Raw genomic sequence first — 15,069 nt, forward strand, 5'->3', positions numbered from 1 at the left:
AACATGTCGTTGTTCGAGGCGGCCCTGATCAGCTTCCGGTCGCGTGCGCCCGCCGCCCCACGGATGCTTTCACCATCAGGAGCGAGCCGTGGGTCCCATGCCATCCGACTTCGAGCGCGCTGCCCACCTGGATGCAGAGCAGCGGCAGGCACTGCTGCTGGTCGCATCGGGCGCGGCGATGGAGACGTGCCTGGATGCGCTCACGGACGCGGTGGCTCGTCTCGTGCCCGGCACGCGCGCCTGCGTGCTGCTTGCGAATCCCGATCGCTCGGCTATCGGGAATGGTTATTCCGCGCACTTCGCCCCGTCTTTTGCCGAGGCGGTCAGGGGCTTGCCCATCGGCGAGGCGCTGATCGGCACCTGCGGCGCGGCGATTTACGCGGGCAAGCCGGTGGTGTGTGCCGACGTCGAGCACTCCACGCAATGGGCCGCGCCCTGGCGCTCCCTGTGTCTCGCCAACGATATCCGTGCGTGTTACTCACACCCGGCGATCGGGCCGAACGGGCTGGCCGTCGGCTCGTTTTTCCTGTGTCTGTCGGAAGCGCGCGAACCCAATGACTGGGAGAAGCGCGTGGCCGAGTTCGGTGCACTGACCGCCAGCATCGTGGTGGAGCGCGACCGGTCGACCGCGTACATGAACACCGAGTTGCAGTCGCTCATTCGGCTGCAGGCACTGAGCGCAGAGGTTGTCGGACCTGGCGCGTTCGAGCCCATGCTCAAGAAAATCCTGGCGGCGGCGGCGGATATCTCGGGCACCGACAAGGGCAACATTCAGATCTTCAATCCTGCCACGCAGACCCTGCGCATCGTCGTGCATCAGGGCCTGAGTCAACGGCTGGTCGAGCATTTCGCGGACGACGGCTGGGACGCGAGCTGCGGCGAGGCAGCGCGACAGATACAGCGGCTCGTGGTGCACGACGTCGAGAAGCTCGATGGCCTGCAGGGCACCCTCGGGCTCGAGATCGTGCTCGAAGACGGCATTCGTTCGATTCAGTGCACGCCGCTCATGAGCCGCGACGGTCGGCTGTTGGGCATGCTCAACAATCATTACCGGTGGGCGGGCGGGCCCAGCCCACAGGCCTTGCGCTACATTGATTTGCTGGCGCGACAGGCGGCCGAGTTGATCGAGCGGCATCAGGTCGACGCCGAATTGGCGCAGGAGCGTCTGCGCAAGGACGAATTCCTCGCCGTGCTGGCCCACGAGCTGCGCAACCCGCTGGCGGCGTTGCGCAATATGCTCGAGGTGCAGAGGCGCGCAGCTCAGGACCCCGCCATGACACGGCGCGCGCAGGACGTGATGGATCGTCAGGTGCGGCAGCTGGTGCGCCTCGTCGATGACCTTCTGGATGTGAACCGCATCAATCGCGGCAAGCTCGAGTTGCGGCTCGAGTCTCTCTCGCTCGACGTCGTGCTGCGCCATGCCGTCGAGGCGTGCAGGCCGCTGCTGGATCAACAGGGGCACCGCCTGAAAGTCGTGCAGCCTGAGACCGACATCACGTTGCGAGGCGATCCGGCCCGCCTGACTCAGGTGTTCGGCAACCTGCTGTCGAATGCGGCGAAGTACACACCGCCCGGTGGGGACATCGAGCTGCGGGTGATCCGGCCCGATGGTCACGTCGAGGTGCATATTCAAGACAACGGCTCAGGCATTCCGCCCGATCAGCTGGATCGAATCTTCGAGATGTTTACGCAAGTCAACCGCACCGAAGAACGGGCCCAGGGAGGCCTGGGCATCGGGCTGATGCTGGTCAAGCGCCTGGTCGAAATGCATGGCGGCACGGTGCGCGCCGAGAGTGCCGGCCTGGGGCAGGGCAGCGACTTCATTGTCTGGTTGCCGGTGACCGAGGTGCCGGATGTCGAGCCGCTCGCCGGGCCCCACGCGCGCGCGAGCGAAGCGCGCCGCGTGCTGGTGGTCGATGACAACCGTGATGCGGTCGAGTCGCTGATCGCGCTGCTCGAACTCGAGGGGCACGAGGCCCGACTGGCCTACAGCGGCGCCGAGGCCATCGAGATCGGCGCAGTGATGCGGCCGCAGGTGATTCTGATGGACATCGGCATGCCGGGCATGAGTGGTCACGAAGCCTGCCGTCGCATCCGCCAGCTCGATTGGGGCAAGGACGTCACGATCGTGGCTTTCAGCGGCTGGGGACAGGAAGAGGACCGTCGCTCCTCGCACGAAGCCGGTTTCGATGCGCATCTGGTCAAGCCCGTGGACCTCGACGCGCTCATCACACTGCTGGCGGACGTGTCGCCCGGCTCGACATAGCAGACCGCGAACGCCCGGCGCGAAACGGCCCTCGCACGACGGCCACGCGTGTCAGACCGCTTGCACCAGCGCATCCCAGCCGCGCATCGCGAACATCGCGGTGCGCGCCAGCTCGTCCCGGCTGACGCCGTCGCGCGCCTGGATCGACATGCCGTACTGCACCGTCTGCACATAGCGCGCCAGCGCGGCGATGTCGGTCGATGGCGGAATCTCGCCATCGGCCACGCCGCGCTCGAAGCGCGCCTTCAGGAGTTCGAAGCCTTCGTTGCGCGCCGCGCGCACCTGCGCTCCCAGCCCGGCATGGCCTTCATCGCCGACCGCCGACAGGGTCACCATGCAGCCACGCGGGATGTCGGCGCTGCAGCCCGTCAGGGCCGCGGCCGAATCCATCAGGAATGCCGCGGTCGCCTCGCGGGCCGTCGCCGCGTTCGCGAAATTACCCCACACCAGGCACGAATACTTCTGCGCGTAGTGCTGCAGCGCCTCGGCGTAGAGCGCTTCTTTGGAGCCGAACGCCGCGTACAGGCTGGGCGTGCCGATCCCCATCGTCTGCGTCAGGTCGGCGATCGACGTGGCCTCGTAGCCCTTCACCCAGAACAGGCGCATGGCCTGCTCGAGCGCGGCCTCGCGATCGAAGGCGCGTGGACGGCCGCGGCCGCGGGCAGGCTTGGCGGACGAATCGGGGACAGGGGCGGATGAATTCTGCATTGATCGTTATATAAACCCTCGCAACCGGCTTGGCAAGTGCTATCGACAAATATATATCGATCACTATATTATTTTGACGCGGCGGGACTTTCCCTCTAAGATTTGTGTATCGATCGATACATAAATAGTCCCGCTCGCCAGCCAGCGCCCCTTGCTGATGGCGGGTCTCCGGGTTCGGCGCCTCCGGCGCGGCCCGCCCTACCGTCAACGCGTCGTGCAGACGCAAGCAAGGAACAACCATGAACGACCTCATCGGAAAGCGCGCCCTCGTCACCGGCGCCTCGCGCGGCATCGGCGCCGCCATCGCCCGTGACCTGGCCCGCCGTGGCGCGGCCGTCGCCATCACCTACGAACACTCCGCCCAGCGCGCCGCCGAGGTCGTGCAGACGATCGAGAAGGCGGGCGGCCGCGCCGTGGCCATCCAGGCCAACAGCGGCGAGCCCACCGCCATGCGGCAAGCGGTCGATGAAACCGTGCGCGCGCTCGGCGGTCTGGACATCCTGGTCAATAACGCCGGCATCGCGCGTCAGGGCTCGCTGGAGCAGATGAGCCTGGCCGACATCGACGCGCAGCTCGATGTGAACGTGCGCGGCGCGATCCTGGTGGCCCAGGCCGCCATTCCGCATCTGAACGCGGGCGGCCGCATCATCTTCATCGGCTCGTCGCTGGCGGACCGCATCGTGTCCACCGAGGTCACCGTGTACTCGGTCACCAAGTCGGCGCAGGTCGCCCTCACACGCGGTCTGGCCCGGGAACTGGGCCCGCGCGACATCACCGTGAACCTGGTGCAGCCCGGCGGGACCGACACCGACATGAATCCCGCGGTGGGTGAGCACGCCGATGCGCTGCGCGCGCTGACCGCGCTGGGCCGCTACAACGAGCCCGAAGATGTTGCCGCCGCGGTGAGCTTCCTGGCCAGCCCCGCCGCGCGCCAGATCACCGGCACGGCGATCACGGTGGATGGCGGTCTGAACGCCTGACGACGTGGGCGAGGCGGTGCGCCCTGACCGGCGCCGCCTCGTTCGTTGCGTGCGCAACCGTCGGCAAAGCGCGTGGGCCGTCGCACGACTTTGCGCGGGGCGTTTCAGCGCGCTTTGAAGTAACGCGCTGGCGTGTTGCCGAACATCGTTCTGAAGGCGGCGACAAAGCTCGACGCGGATTCGTAGCCGACATCGAGCGCGACGTTCGTCACACTCTCGCCGTAGGCGAGGTGTTCCATCGCCGTCAGAAGACGTTGGCGCTGGCGCCAACTGCCGAACGACAGACCGGCCTCTTTTCGGAAAAGGCGCTCGATCGTGCGGGAACTCGATCCCACGCGATGCGCCAGGACGTCGAGCGGCTCGCGGTTGGCCGGATCCTCGCGCAGGATGTTGGCCAGATGGACCGCGCGCGAGTCGGCGGGAAACGGCAGGTCGACGGAGGCATGCTCGACGGCGCGCACCTGGTCGATCAGCACGGTGGCCAGGCGCGCCTCGGGCGAGTCGATCGCATAATCCCAGGGGGCAGCGGCGCAGGTCGCGATCAATTCGCGCAACAGCGGGTTGATCGCGACGACGTAGCAGTCTGGTCCCGGCGGCGCCGGATGCGCCTGGGGATCGATGTAGAGCACGCGGGTGTCGGCGGGCCGTCTGACACGGGTGGCGTGCAGCGTGCCACTGCCGATCCAAAGGGCGCGTGTGGAGGGCAGCACCCACTCGCCGAGCGAGGTCGTAACGTGGATCACGCCGCTTGCCGTGCACAGGAGCTGATGCCGGCGGTGGCTGTGAGGCGCCTGGTGGCCGGGCACCCAGGGTTCGATGAGACCGACGACAGCCGCCGTGGCGCGGTCGGGGTCGCGGGGCTCGCGGTGTCGGGTCGCGTGTTGGCGGGTTTTCGACATAATCCGGCCAAGTATAGACAGAATGTGCTGCGTGCTCTTGATATGGTCTAGGCCTCTCGGCTAGGCCTTGTTCTCAGGAGTTTGTTGTGTCGCAGGTCGATGTGTTCACGCGCAGGGATTCCCACGTCGCTCCCGTCCCGCTTTCCACGCTGCGTGCGCCCCGACGCGCGACGCAGCTGTCGTTCTTCATTGCGGGCTTCGGCCTCTCTTCGTGGGCCCCGCTGGTGCCCTATGCGCAGCAGCGGCTGGGTGCCGATTCGGCAACGCTGGGCACCGTGCTCTTGTGTCTGGGCCTGGGCGCCGTGATCGGCATGCCGGGAGCGGGTGCGTTGGCGGGCCGCGTAGGCTGCAAGGCCTTGATCGTCGGCGCGGGTGCCGGGTTGGCGATTGCGCTGCCATTGCTCGCGTTGGCGCCCTCGCCCTTGCTGTTGGGCCTATGCCTGATGCTGTTCGGGGCGGTCATCGGTGCGATCGATGTGGCGGCCAACGTGCACGGCACGGAGGTGCAGCAGCGCGCCGGGCGGCCGCTCATGTCGGGATTTCACGGGCTGTACAGTGTCGGCGGGCTCGTCGGGGCTGCCGCGATGACGGGTGTCCTCGCGGCGGGTCTGAGTGCTGCGCTCGCCGCGCTGGCCGCGGGCATCGTGATCGCCGGGGGCGTGTGGGTCGCCGCGCCGGGCTTTCTTGCGACTGCATCCCCGGAGAAGGTTCCTCTGCTGGTCATGCCGCGTGGACGCGTGCTCGCGATCGGCGTGCTGGCCATGGTGATTTTTCTCGCCGAGGGCGCGATGCTGGATTGGAGCGCGCTCCTGCTGTCGCAGGAGAAGGGGATCGATGTCGACTACGCCGGGGCGGGGTTTGTCGTGTTTGCGAGCACGATGACCTTGATCCGGGTCGTGGGCGACCGCATCGTCTCACGCGTCGGCGAGCGCGGCGTGTTGATGGCGGGCTTCGTGCTGACCGCGGGGGGCCTCGCGCTGGCGGCGTCGAGCGGCCATCTGGTCGTGGTGTTCACCAGCATCGCCTTGGCGGGCGCCGCCGCCGGCAATGTGGTGCCCATCCTGTTTTCCTTGGCCGGCCGCCAGACCATCATGCGGCCGTCCCATGCCATTGCGGCGGCCAGCATGCTCGGCTACCTGGGCGTGTTGCTCGGCCCCGCGCTGCTGGGCTATGCGGCGCATGCGGCCGGACTGGTCGCGGCCTTCCAGGGAATGGCGCTGCTGGTCGTGCTGGCGGCTTGCGGGATTCCGGCGGTGTTGCGGGCCAGGAAGCCCGCCTAACCGCCGTTCATCGGTTACAGATCCACCTTCACCTTGCCCGCCTGCACCAGCCCTGCGACGGCGCGGATTTCGGCCAGCAAAGCCTCCTGCAGCTGCGCCGGCGTGCCGCCCGTGGGCTGGAATCCCTGTTCGGCCAGCTTGCCGCGGATCGCATCGGTTTTCAGCGCTTCGTTCACGCCGCGGTTGAGCGTGGCGATCGTGGCTTCGGGTGTGCCGGCCGCGCAGTAGGTGCCGAACTGAATCTGCGCAGAGAAGTCCGGGAAGCCGCTTTCCGCCACGGTGGGAATGTCCGGGTACTTCGGCAGCCGGGTGGCGCTGGTCACGGCCAGCACGCGCAGGCGGTCGCTCTTGAGATACGGCTCGACGGCAGCGACGGTGGCCACCACGACCTGGATCTGGCCGCCGAGCAGGTCCGTCATCATCGGGCCGGTGCCGCGATAGGGCACGTGCAGCATCTCGATGCCGCACGCGGCCTGCAACAGCTCGGTGGCCAGGTGCTGCGGCGTGGCGTTGCCCGGCGTGCCGAAGGTCAGCCCCTTCGGACTGCGCTTGGACAGCGCCAGCAGGTCGGCCAGCGTGCGGGCCGGCACGTCGCCATTGACGGCCACCATGTAGGGCGAGCGTGCGATCGGGCAGACGGGCGCCAGCTGCTTGAGCATTTCTTCGGCGGGCTGCGCGTAGTAACGGACCGAAGGAACGAGGCCGGCAAACAACAGGATGCTGCCATCCTTGGCGCCGTTCGCCGTGAAGTCGGCGCCCAGCATGCCGCTCGCGCCCGGCTTGTTCTCGACGACGACCGGGCGCGCCATCGTGTCGCCCAGCGAGGCGGCGATGACGCGGCCGAGCACATCGGTGCCGCCGCCCGGCGGGAAGGGCACGATCACGCGCAACGGTGTCTCGCGCGCCACGGCATAGCGGCTGGCGGTGGCGGCCAGCGATGCGATCGGCAACGCGGCCAGGGTCTTGATCAAGGTTCTGCGGTTCATGTTGTTGTCTCCGTTTCCACCTGGGTGGATCTTGCGCCGATCGTCTCTATGCGGCGGACGATTCGGGCGTGCGCGCCAGAAAGAAGCTGCGCAATGCGGTGGCCACGAGAGCGGGCTGCTCTACCGGCAGCATATGCCGTTGGCCGGGCACGATGTGGGCGCGGCCATCGGGCAAGGCCTGGGCCAGCTCCCGCGTCATGCGAGGATTCGATCCGACGTCGTCCGCGCCCGTCATCACCAGCACGGGGCAGGTGATCCGCGGGGCGGCCTCGGCCAGAATGCGGTCGCCGCCCGCGAACAACGCATACGCGGACAGGAAGCTCGCGCGGTCGTTCTCGAGCAGGCGCCGTCCCACGCGGTCCACGCGCTCCGGCCGCGTCACCTGGAAGTCGGGGGTGAACCAGCGTGCCAGCGAGACCTGCGCGGCGGCGTGGGGATCCTGCGTGGCCGCCGCCGCCAACCTGCCCTGGACCGCGGCGGACTCCTCGGCGGTACGCCGGAACACGGTGCTCAGCAGGGTGAGCCGCCGGACCCGCGCCGGCCGGGCCGCCGCATAGGCGCCGGCGATCAGGCCGCCCATCGAATAGCCCAGCACATGCGCGTCGGCCCAGCCGGCGCGGTCGAGCTCGCCGTCGAGCTGCGCGATGAAGTCGTGGATATCGGCGGTGCCGCGCAGGGCGGGCGCCTTACCGTGTCCGAGCAGGTCGTAGCGCAGCACGTCGAAGTCGGGTTTCAGCTGCGGTGCCAGGTCGTCCCACAGGGTGTGGTCGAGACCGACGCCATGCAGCAGGACCAGCGGCTCGCCCTGGCCGGAACGCCGCGATTGCGCGTTCATTTGGCTTGCGCCTCCTGCGCCAGTTCCTGGAGGTCGGAGTAGCGATTGCCGATCCGATGGTGGGGCCGGCCGGAGGTGGCGGCGCCCAGGGCGATCACGATCTCGTCGGGCGCGGGCGCATCGTTGATGGTGGTCTGGACGGTGAGGTAATGCGAGCGCAGGCCTTCATCGAGCTTGTGCATGAGCGGAATCGAGATCACGCAGCCCGGCCCGCCACGCATGTTGGTGAAGCTCAGGTAGCTGGTGCCGCCCACGGCGTTGCGATAGGCGTTGCCAAAGCGCAGCGTGTGGATCAGGGCCGAGGCGTGCTCGACCTCACCGGACGTGCCCACGACGGCGGCCTTGCCGTAGGCCTCGACCTTGTCGGCGGAGCCGGCCTGGCGCAGGATTTCCGCGACCAGCAGCTCTCCCAGCGGTGGGGCGGCCTCCAGGATGCCGGGGCGCAGGTCTTCCTGGAACGGCAGGCCCGCCCACGGATTCTTGATCACGGCGGCCGCCACGATCATCACCAGCGGCTGCGGCGCCTCACGGCCACCCTCGATGAGGGTCTTTTCGACATAACTCACTACCTTGCGCACTTGCAGAGACATCGCGCTGCTCCCGATCCAATGTGGAAAAACGATGGCTCATTGTTGGGTGCGGGGACGAATTTTGACAATCCAAATTAACGCAAGTTAACTTCGGAAAACCTGAACTCGATGCCGACCGCCGCCATGTCCGTTCCTCTGAAGATCCAGCACCTGCGGCAGTTCCTGATGGCCGCGGATCACGGCAGCTTCCGGCTGGCCGCCGAGGGCACGTTCCGGTCGCAGGCGGCCGTGTCGGCGGCCATGCAGGATCTCGAAGCCAGGATCGGCGCGCCGCTGTTCGAGCCGGGCAAACGCGCGCAGCTCACGCCCCTGGGCATTGCGGTGGCGCCGCTGTTGCGCGAGCTGCTGCTCACGCACGATCGCGTGCTCGACGCGGCGCGGCGTCTCGGCACGGGGCATCAGGGGGCGGTCGCGTTGGCGGTCATGCCCTCGCTGGCCGACGAGTGGCTGCCGCGTCTGCTGGAGCGTTATGCACGCGGGCATCCGGACGTGCGCATCCGCGCCGTCGACGAGCCGTCGCCCGACGTGCACCGGCTGGTGTTGTCGGGCGAAGTGCAGGTGGGCGTGGCGGGTCAGGTGCCGCGCACGGCGGAAGTGGCCTTCACGCCGGTCGCGCGCGACGCCTACGGACTCGTGTGCCGCAAAGGGCATGCGCTGGCACGCCGTCGCGGGCCCGTGACCTGGGCCGCGCTTGCCGGCGAACGCCTCATTGGCAACGCCACCTTCGAAACCCTGAAGAACCGGCAGCTGGGCAGCGCCATCGATGACCCGGCCATGGTGATATCGAACCGCGCCTCGCTGCTGGCGAGCGTGGTGGCCGGGCTCGGCGTGACCATCCTGCCGGTACTCGCGCGGCCCGCCGCCGACAGCGGGCTTGTGTTCGTGCCGCTGGCCGAGCCGACGGTGGAGCGCATCGTCGGCGTGCTCACGCGCAAAGAAGAAACGCTGCTGCCGTCGGTGGCGGCGATGCATGCGCTGGCCCTGCAGTCGCTGTCGCAGTTCACCAGGCGCAAGGGGGCCGTGCGGGTGTAGCCTCGGCCGCCAGACAGGAATGGTTGCGGACGCGACAATCGGTTGCGCCGGCGGCGAGCAGGTTTGCTGCGCAGGGATTAAGATTCACGCCACTTCCGACTCCGCCCTCCAAGGACCCCTCATGAAGTCGTCGACAATGCGCGTTGCCCTGTCACTCCTCACGCTTGCGCTCGGGCTGTCGGGCTGCGCCGTGCCTGAGCCTTCCGGCAAGGGCACGCCGGACGATCCGCGCTATGCGAAGCTGGTGGACCTCATCGGTGAGGCGCTCAAGGCGAATATGTCGGTGGTGCTGGTCGCCGACCTGAACCCGCACAAGTCCCTGAAGTATGCGGAGTCGTTTGCCGAGTGGACGCCCAACGTGATCTGGACGCATGCCGACAAGCCGGAGATCACCTTCGGCCGCAAGTTCCAGAACAATTATCTGCAACGCGATCCGAACACGACGTACCTGTTCAAGGCCTTCGAGGTCCACATTCTGCCGCCCGGCAAGTATCTGCTGACCGGCGGCGACGACTATAAGCTCGACGCCTCGCTGGACAAGATCAAGGCTGCCAAGGGCGCGGCCGGCTCGGGGCGCGGCGCCTATGGCACGGCGTTCCTGTCGGCCGAGCTCTACCGCGAATACTACAAAGAATCCAACTGGAAAGACGCGACCCAGCACACGCAGATCAAGTCGCGGCAGGTCTGCACGGCCGTGCATCGCGCGTCGGGCAACTGCGTGGCGTGGGGCGAGGAGCAGTACAGCGAGACCACGCAAGGGATGGGCGCGGGCTACTACGAAGAAACGGCGTCGCGTGACGTGCCCGTCATCAAGGTGCAGACGCGCGTGCCGCCGCAGCACGCCCTGGCGAGCTTCTCGCTCAAGGGCGGCCAACTGGTGCTGGCGCAGCGCATGCATCTGCGCACGCCGAGCTACAAGTTCCGGCAGGCGGGCTGCCGCGCCACGGACAGCGTCAAGATCGAATGCCCGCTCGAAGACTTCACGGTCTACACCGGGCCGGCGCCGATGGACTTCACGCAGCGCTATCTGGCGCAGCGCACGCTGAGCGACGCGCACCGCGCGTTGCTGTCGCGCATCGAGCCGATGAAGATGACGCCGCTGGGCAGCGTGGGCACGGAAGACCCCGTCTGGGGCGTGCCGCTCTCGCTGCGCAAGGGCCGATAGCCCCTGCGTGACCGGGCCTGGCGGTTTTAAGCGCGCGCCCCGCGTCGTGCGAGGCCGCGCTGACGCAGGGATGTCTGCGGCAGCGCGGCCGTCGGCCCGTCAGGCGCGCGGCTTGTCCAGGACGTCCGGGTCGCGCGCTTCCTGCGCGTCCCGGGCCTCGCCTTCTTCCCGTGCCTCGAGCTCGTTGCCGAGCACCTCGGCCGAGTCCGGCGCGGGTTCGGCGCGTTGCAGCGGGCGCCGCGTGTGGCCCGCGGCGCGGGCATTCTCGCCCTCGTCTGCGCGTTCCTGCTGCACGGCCACGTTGGCCGGCGGCGCGTAACCCCGCTTGTCCTGCCCGAAGTAAACGACGGTGTGCGGGTAGGGCAGCTCGATGCCGGCGGCGTCGAAGTGCTTCTTGAGCAGGCGGTTGTAGCCGCGCTGCACCGCCCACTGCATGCCGGGGGTCGTCTTAATGAGGATCCGGATGGTCACGCCCTTGTCGTTGACCGCCGTGACGCCAGCCACCGTCATGTCTTCGAGAATCTCGGGGCCCAACACCGAATCGGTCATGAGCTCCGCGAACGCGGCGCGCAGATGATCGATGGCGTCGTCCACGCTCTCGCGATGCGCGATGGTGTATTCGCCCAGATGGTAGGAGAAGTCGCGCATGTGGTTGGCCACGACGTCGACCGACGAGAACGGCACCAGGTGATAGCCGCCATCGAGCGTGCGGATTCCCACCGACCGTATCGTCATCTTCTCGACCGTGCCGAACACGCCCGCCACTTGGACCACGTCGTTCTCGTTCATGCCGTTTTCGAGCTGGATGAAGACGCCGGTGATGATGTCCTGCACCAGCTTCTGCGCGCCGAAACCGATGGCCAGGCCGACCACGCCGGCGCCGGCGATGAGCGGGCCCACGTCGATGCCGATCTGCGAGAGCAGCACCATCAGCGTCATCGTGACGATGACGATCAGGGCGGCGTTGCGGAACAGCGCCAGCAGCGTGCGCTCGCGCGCGGTGGGCATGCCGCGCCCCTCGCTCTGGCTCAGGCGGTGCTCGATGATGCTGGCGATGACGGTCCAGGCCAGCGCCGCGATCAACAGCACGATGGCAATGTTCACCACCATCTTGATGGCCGCCGCGCCTGCATCCGAGGCCAGCCAGCGCGACAGGTCGAAGGCCTGCCAGGCATCGAGGATGAGCAGCACCATCACGATTCGGATGATCCAGCCCACCATTTTGAGCGTGGCCGGCACATAGGCGTTCACGCGCGCCTCGAGCAGCGGCAGGCGGCGGCGCATCTCAGCCGAGAGCTGGATCGGCTTGGCCAATATCGTGTTCAACAGCAGAATCAGCAGGCTGCCCACGCCGATGACCAGCAGGGTCTGCGCCGTGGCGCGGGCCATGAAGGGCAGGGCGTTGTCGGGGTCGATCTGACTCACCACCAGCAGAATGGTGAAGTACAGAATGCCGAGGATGTGCCAGACGCGCGACAGGAAGCGCAGCCGCGAGCCCATGAAGGTGGCGGCGCCGGCGGCGCTGCGATCCAGCCGCTCGCGCACGGTGCGGCGGTTTTGCCAGATCACGCGGACGGCATACACGTAGACCGCGAGCATGATGATCATGCTGGTCAGGCGCCCCAACGCGGGCGAGAGCGCGGCCGACATGACGGGATCGATGAGCAGCGTGCCGTAGCCGGCCGCCGTCACGATGCGCACCAGCCAGGCGTTCCAGTATTTCGCCAGTTCGTCGGACATCGGCAAGAGGCGCAGATGCGGATGACGGACGGCGAACACCGTACGGATCAGCACCTTGACGATCTCCACCGCGACGAAGGCCTGAATGAAGATGGCCGCCAGCGCGTCCAGCGTGCCGCGTCCCGGCGTGCTCCAGAGCGCGGCGGTGCCGCCCGCCATGGCGGCGAGCAGCACGACGCCGACGTCGATCGCCAGCGCGCCCACGATGGCGCCCGCGCGGCGCCACAGCACACGCATCGACAAGGGCGCGCCGCGCTGCGGCGTCGGTTCGGTGACGCAGGTCTGCTCGGCCACCCAGTGATCGATGCGGGCGTAGATGCGCATGGCGATCATGCGCAGCAGGATGAACGCGAGAATCGTGGCGACGGCGGCCAGCCCGAGCGGCAGCAGGGCGTTGCCCGCGGTGCCGCTGTCCATCCGCAGGCTGCCTCCGGAGGCCAGGGTCCGCATGTCGTCCACGCCCTGGCCCATATCGGCGGCCACGCCGGTCAGAAAGCGCTGAACGCCATCGGCCATGCGTTCCTGCAGGCCGGGCTCGGCGGGTTCGGCGGGCACGGCGGCGGGAGCGGGCGGCTTTTTGCCCGATGCCTGCGCACGCAACTGGTCTGTCAGGGTCTTGCGTACCTCGGGGTTATCGAGCAGGTCCGCCAGCGCGGCCGGGCTCAGCGCGGGGGCCGTGGCCGGGTCCTGCGACGCGGCCTGCGCCGGTTGCGCGCCTGGAAGCACGGCGTGCGCCGGCCAGGAGAGCATCGCGCAACACAACATCACCATCAGCATCAGGCTTGCCAGCCAGGGCCTCTCCCGTCCGCGCCACCAGAGCCTGGTGGCGTGATGGCGGGTCAGGACGGAAGGGGATGTTGTCGTTGCGGATCGAACCACTAATAAATCTCCTGTGGGAGCAAGGCGAAAAACGGGTGCGCGTGACCGGGCCGCGGCAGGCGCTGCTGCCTAGATGATAAAGCCCCGCCGCCGCGGGGTGGCCCGAGGCCCTTTGCCGGGGTGCTTCCCGCGCGCGAGTCGCGGTGCCATACTGGATCATCGAACGAGGGCGCGAAAGCGTAACCATCATGACCCACGACGATCTCAGCAGCTTGTATGCCGGAGGTGCCGCCCGGCTGGATGCGCGCACACTCGCCGACGCCGGCCTGGATGATCAGGCCTGTGCCTGGCTCTGCGAACCCGGCGTGCCGGTGCAGCCCGTGCCGCCGATTTCGTTGATCGAGTTCGTGCCGCCCGCCATGCGGTCGTTCGGCGATGGCGCCGGCATGGTGATCGCGCGCGAGCCCTGGGGCGAAGCGCTGTGGCTGGTGGTGTTGCCCGACGGGCACGTCATGACGGCCGGGCCAGGCGAAGCGCACCTGTATGTCAACGCGCGCCTCGAGAATTTCCTGCATTTTCTGGTGGCCTACCAACGCTTTCAGGCGATGGCGAGCGTGGCCGACGCGGGCGCGAAGGTCTATAGCCAGGCCGATATGCAGGCGCGGCTCGAAGCCTTCCGGCGCGGCGAGGTCGGCGCCGAGCCGCAGGCCGAGGCCGGCTTCGATCGTGCCGCGGCGCTGGGCGAGCTGGAGCGGACATGGCGCAAACGCGACGCCGCCGCGCTCGAGCGCGGGGCGTGGTGGCACCGCATTCGCGAGCAACTGCGCGACGGGTTGTTGTAGGGAGTGCCCGGCTAGGGTGCCTCCAGCCGGGCTAGGGGCACTTAGCGCAGGCGCCGTTCGGCAGCCGCCCCTCGCACGCTCAGCCGCCCCTCACACGCTCAGCCAGGTGATGAGGGGAGATAGCGCCAGCAGCAGGCCGACCCAGGCCACTTTGCTGTCATAGCGGTAGATGGCGTACACACCGCAAACCAGTCCGAGCACGCCCGGGATCAATTCGAAGACGATGTAGGGCCACATCGCTTCGTTCATGACCAGATACCAGTGCAGGTAGGCGTTCGCCAGGCCGCACAGCAGGGTCACGACGCTGGCGAAGGTCCAGGCGGGCTGGCGTCGCGCCGGCGCCTTGATGCCGGGCTGCCGCGCCCGGGCGGCAACGGCGGCCTCGGGGGCCGCCGCTTCCGATGCCGCGGCGCCGCCGCGCTCTGCCGGCCGCTCGCCGCTCATGCCTCTTCGGCGTCGGACAGGTCATCGAAGTTGACCAGCTGGTCGCCTTCGAAATTGGCCAGCACGCCGTAGGGCTGGCAGATCGGGAAGGCGCCCTCGGCGAACAGAATCGACCAGCTCGTGCCGCCCCAGAAGGTCAGCTCTTCGCCCCACAACAGCAGGCCGTTGTGGCCGACCTCTTCCGGTGTGCCCAGGGCTTCCTGCAGGTGGCGGGTGGCCGCCTGCGTGAATTCATCGAGCCGGGCCAGGCGTTCGAGAACGAACGTGGGTTCGGCGGTGAGCTGGTGCTGCGCGTCGAGCATGATGGTGTAGAACACCTCGCGCTCTCCCTGCTGCCAGGTGGCCTGGGCGTAGAGTTGGCCTTCCTCGTCGGTGCTGACGGCCAGCGTGCCGAGCGGCGTTTCGATATGTTCCATGGCTGCGTGCCTCGCGGTTTGGATTGTTGTTGGAAGCCCGGAGGCCGGGCGTTGTTCCATGATAGCG

14 protein-coding genes are annotated in these 15,069 nt (G+C 68.0%); 6 read left to right on the top strand and 8 right to left on the bottom strand.

The genetic code is table 11. The annotated features are described in order from the left end of the window. Positions 1-97: 97 nt before the first annotated feature. On the top strand, positions 98-2,266 hold the full coding sequence (locus tag CAL25_RS14915) for an ATP-binding protein (RefSeq protein WP_094801386.1): 2,169 nt from the start codon (positions 98-100) through the stop codon (positions 2,264-2,266). A gap of 51 nt (positions 2,267-2,317) precedes the next feature. Here the strand turns inward: CAL25_RS14915 and CAL25_RS14920 are convergent, their stop codons facing one another. Next, the gene (locus CAL25_RS14920; protein ID WP_094801388.1) at positions 2,318-2,974 is read right to left on the bottom strand and encodes a TetR/AcrR family transcriptional regulator; all 657 of its coding nucleotides are present in this window, start codon (positions 2,972-2,974) and stop codon (positions 2,318-2,320) included. Positions 2,975-3,213: 239 nt separating this feature from the next. Between CAL25_RS14920 and CAL25_RS14925 the strand changes: the two genes are divergently transcribed. Beyond that, complete coding sequence (locus CAL25_RS14925; RefSeq protein WP_094801390.1) at positions 3,214-3,954, top strand: SDR family NAD(P)-dependent oxidoreductase; 741 nt, start codon at positions 3,214-3,216, stop codon at positions 3,952-3,954. 104 nt (positions 3,955-4,058) lie between these two features. On the opposite strand, the gene CAL25_RS14930 is transcribed toward CAL25_RS14925, so the two are convergent. Further along, positions 4,059-4,853, bottom strand: coding sequence for an AraC family transcriptional regulator (locus tag CAL25_RS14930; protein ID WP_094801392.1), 795 nt, complete (start codon positions 4,851-4,853; stop codon positions 4,059-4,061). Positions 4,854-4,939: 86 nt separating this feature from the next. On the opposite strand from CAL25_RS14930, the gene CAL25_RS14935 reads away from it, so the two are divergent. After that, the gene (locus CAL25_RS14935; RefSeq protein WP_094801394.1) at positions 4,940-6,133 is read left to right on the top strand and encodes an MFS transporter; all 1,194 of its coding nucleotides are present in this window, start codon (positions 4,940-4,942) and stop codon (positions 6,131-6,133) included. Positions 6,134-6,147: 14 nt separating this feature from the next. Here the strand turns inward: CAL25_RS14935 and CAL25_RS14940 are convergent, their stop codons facing one another. From CAL25_RS14940 to CAL25_RS14950, 3 genes are read right to left on the bottom strand one after another with little or no spacing between them, the layout of a single operon-like run. Continuing rightward, positions 6,148-7,119 (bottom strand): Bug family tripartite tricarboxylate transporter substrate binding protein, encoded by a 972-nt coding sequence (locus CAL25_RS14940; RefSeq protein WP_094801396.1) that lies wholly within the window; start codon positions 7,117-7,119, stop codon positions 6,148-6,150. A gap of 46 nt (positions 7,120-7,165) precedes the next feature. Further along, on the bottom strand, positions 7,166-7,954 hold the full coding sequence (locus CAL25_RS14945) for an alpha/beta fold hydrolase (RefSeq protein WP_094801398.1): 789 nt from the start codon (positions 7,952-7,954) through the stop codon (positions 7,166-7,168). Further along, positions 7,951-8,544, bottom strand: a complete 594-nt coding sequence (locus CAL25_RS14950; RefSeq protein WP_094801399.1) for an amino acid synthesis family protein — start codon at positions 8,542-8,544, stop codon at positions 7,951-7,953. The genes CAL25_RS14945 and CAL25_RS14950 overlap by 4 nt, the downstream gene beginning before the upstream one ends. 123 nt (positions 8,545-8,667) lie before the next feature. Between CAL25_RS14950 and CAL25_RS14955 the strand changes: the two genes are divergently transcribed. Both CAL25_RS14955 and CAL25_RS14960 read left to right on the top strand, forming a co-directional pair. Further along, on the top strand, positions 8,668-9,576 hold the full coding sequence (locus tag CAL25_RS14955; RefSeq protein ID WP_094801598.1) for a LysR family transcriptional regulator: 909 nt from the start codon (positions 8,668-8,670) through the stop codon (positions 9,574-9,576). Between the two features lie 121 nt (positions 9,577-9,697). After that, complete coding sequence (locus CAL25_RS14960; protein ID WP_094801401.1) at positions 9,698-10,741, top strand: hypothetical protein; 1,044 nt, start codon at positions 9,698-9,700, stop codon at positions 10,739-10,741. A gap of 99 nt (positions 10,742-10,840) precedes the next feature. Here the strand turns inward: CAL25_RS14960 and CAL25_RS14965 are convergent, their stop codons facing one another. Beyond that, positions 10,841-13,231 (bottom strand): mechanosensitive ion channel domain-containing protein, encoded by a 2,391-nt coding sequence (locus CAL25_RS14965; protein WP_249279099.1) that lies wholly within the window; start codon positions 13,229-13,231, stop codon positions 10,841-10,843. A gap of 317 nt (positions 13,232-13,548) precedes the next feature. Here CAL25_RS14965 and CAL25_RS14970 point away from each other — a divergent pair, with 317 nt between their 5' ends. Next, positions 13,549-14,142 carry an SUKH-4 family immunity protein gene (locus CAL25_RS14970; protein ID WP_094801405.1) on the top strand — a complete coding sequence of 198 codons (594 nt, stop codon included), beginning with the start codon at positions 13,549-13,551 and terminating at the stop codon, positions 14,140-14,142. Between the two features lie 90 nt (positions 14,143-14,232). Here CAL25_RS14970 and CAL25_RS14975 read toward each other — a convergent pair whose 3' ends face one another. Both CAL25_RS14975 and CAL25_RS14980 read right to left on the bottom strand, forming a co-directional pair. Then, positions 14,233-14,586, bottom strand: a complete 354-nt coding sequence (locus CAL25_RS14975) for a hypothetical protein (protein ID WP_249279100.1) — start codon at positions 14,584-14,586, stop codon at positions 14,233-14,235. Continuing rightward, positions 14,583-15,002 (bottom strand): hypothetical protein, encoded by a 420-nt coding sequence (locus CAL25_RS14980; protein WP_094801407.1) that lies wholly within the window; start codon positions 15,000-15,002, stop codon positions 14,583-14,585. Before CAL25_RS14980 ends, CAL25_RS14975 begins: the two co-directional genes overlap by 4 nt. Positions 15,003-15,069: the final 67 nt, after the last annotated feature.

The sequence above is a fragment of the Bordetella genomosp. 5 genome (genome assembly GCF_002261315.1).
Classification (GTDB): domain Bacteria; phylum Pseudomonadota; class Gammaproteobacteria; order Burkholderiales; family Burkholderiaceae_B; genus Bordetella.

Excerpts from the sequence above, each read along its gene's own strand:
- CAL25_RS14915 (WP_094801386.1), top strand. The coding sequence starts at position 98 with ATGCCATCCGACTTCGAGCGCGCTGCCCACCTGGATGCAGAGCAGCGG.
- CAL25_RS14920 (WP_094801388.1), bottom strand. The coding sequence starts at position 2,974 with ATGCAGAATTCATCCGCCCCTGTCCCCGATTCGTCCGCCAAGCCTGCC.
- CAL25_RS14925 (WP_094801390.1), top strand. The coding sequence starts at position 3,214 with ATGAACGACCTCATCGGAAAGCGCGCCCTCGTCACCGGCGCCTCGCGC.
- CAL25_RS14930 (WP_094801392.1), bottom strand. The coding sequence starts at position 4,853 with ATGTCGAAAACCCGCCAACACGCGACCCGACACCGCGAGCCCCGCGAC.
- CAL25_RS14940 (WP_094801396.1), bottom strand. The coding sequence starts at position 7,119 with ATGAACCGCAGAACCTTGATCAAGACCCTGGCCGCGTTGCCGATCGCA.
- CAL25_RS14945 (WP_094801398.1), bottom strand. The coding sequence starts at position 7,954 with ATGAACGCGCAATCGCGGCGTTCCGGCCAGGGCGAGCCGCTGGTCCTG.
- CAL25_RS14950 (WP_094801399.1), bottom strand. The coding sequence starts at position 8,544 with ATGTCTCTGCAAGTGCGCAAGGTAGTGAGTTATGTCGAAAAGACCCTC.
- CAL25_RS14955 (WP_094801598.1), top strand. The coding sequence starts at position 8,668 with ATGTCCGTTCCTCTGAAGATCCAGCACCTGCGGCAGTTCCTGATGGCC.
- CAL25_RS14960 (WP_094801401.1), top strand. The coding sequence starts at position 9,698 with ATGAAGTCGTCGACAATGCGCGTTGCCCTGTCACTCCTCACGCTTGCG.
- CAL25_RS14965 (WP_249279099.1), bottom strand. The coding sequence starts at position 13,231 with ATGCTCTCCTGGCCGGCGCACGCCGTGCTTCCAGGCGCGCAACCGGCG.
- CAL25_RS14970 (WP_094801405.1), top strand. The coding sequence starts at position 13,549 with ATGACCCACGACGATCTCAGCAGCTTGTATGCCGGAGGTGCCGCCCGG.
- CAL25_RS14975 (WP_249279100.1), bottom strand. The coding sequence starts at position 14,586 with ATGAGCGGCGAGCGGCCGGCAGAGCGCGGCGGCGCCGCGGCATCGGAA.
- CAL25_RS14980 (WP_094801407.1), bottom strand. The coding sequence starts at position 15,002 with ATGGAACATATCGAAACGCCGCTCGGCACGCTGGCCGTCAGCACCGAC.